Raw genomic sequence first — 1,278 nt, 5'->3', positions numbered from 1 at the left:
GACCAAACAGCCCATCGGTGTTCGCCGGGCTCTACGCAGACCCTTCGATCGAAGCGGAATCGAGGTGGTCCGTGAGAGCACGGCACGCGACGAAGGTTTCGAGGAACTCGCGCGCGACAACAGCGTCGGGGCAACTCGTCGGCGCCGCCTGATCGGTCTCGCGGTCCTGACGGTTCTTCTCGCACTCGTCATGCTCGCGAGCATCGCGGTGGGCGCTCGGCCGTTGACGTTTGCCGAAATCTTCCATGCCATCTTCAGTTCTGACGGCACCCAGACGGACATCATCGTGCGAACGTTGCGCGCTCCGCGGACCATCCTGGGTCTTGTCGTCGGCATCGCACTCGGTATCGCCGGCGCGCTGATTCAGGGACACACGCGTAACCCGTTGGCGGATGCCGGTCTACTCGGCCTCAACGCAGGCGCAGCGTTCTTCGTCGTCATGGCGATCTACCTCTTCGGCTTCACCGCACCGAGTCAGTACCTCTGGTTCGCGTTCGCAGGATCTTTCGTGGCCAGCATCGTCGTCTTCGGCTTGTCCTCGATCGGAAACGGCGGCGCAAGTCCTCTGAGTCTGGCTCTGGCGGGCGCGGCCGTCGCGTTCTTCCTGCAAGCCATGACCAACGCCGTGATCATCCTCGACCAGACCAGCTTGGACGCCTACCGGTTCTGGGTCGTCGGTTCGGTATCCGGGCGCGGGTTCGACGTCCTGTGGCAGGTCCTGCCTTTCCTGATACTCGGTTTGGTCATCGCCTTGGCAAGTACGCCGGGGCTCAATGTCCTCAGCCTGGGTGAAGACGTCGCCAAAGCCTTGGGAACCAACATCGCGTTCAGTCGCACACTCGGCATCGTCGCGATCACCCTGCTGACCGGCGCCGCCACCGCGGCGTGTGGTCCAATCGCGTTCATCGGTTTGGTGGTCCCCCACGTGGCCCGGGCCATCACCGGACCCGACTACCGCTGGCTGGTCCCGTACGCGGGCTTGCTCGGTGCAGTCATGTTGATCACCGCGGACATCATCGGTCGTGTGGTCGTGCGCCCCGGTGAGTTGCAGGTCGGCATCATCCTGGCCCTCTTCGGCGCTCCGTTCTTCATCGCTCTCGTACGCCGCAGGAAGTTGGCAAGTCTGTGACGCTCAAGCAGGAACTTCGGGTACTCCCCCGGACCGTCCCCTCTCGTAAGTCGATCCGCCTCGGTGGATTCTCGCTGGTCTATCGCCCGCTTGCGGTGTCGGTGAGCATTGCCCTCGCAGTTGCGCTGTTCCTTCTGCTCTGCATCAAC

General features: G+C 63.4%; 1 protein-coding gene. It reads left to right on the top strand.

The annotated features are described in order from the left end of the window. Window positions 1-148 precede the first annotated feature (148 nt). Window positions 149-1,129, top strand: coding sequence for a FecCD family ABC transporter permease (locus ABT116_RS47375; protein WP_351647589.1), 981 nt, complete (start codon window positions 149-151; stop codon window positions 1,127-1,129). Window positions 1,130-1,278: the final 149 nt, after the last annotated feature.

The organism is Streptomyces sp. NPDC002130 (assembly GCF_040296465.1).
In the GTDB taxonomy this organism is placed as follows: Bacteria; Actinomycetota; Actinomycetes; order Streptomycetales; family Streptomycetaceae; genus Streptomyces.
Note: the sequence above shows the minus strand (reverse complement) of the source record. Positions and strands in the feature narration are given on the sequence as shown.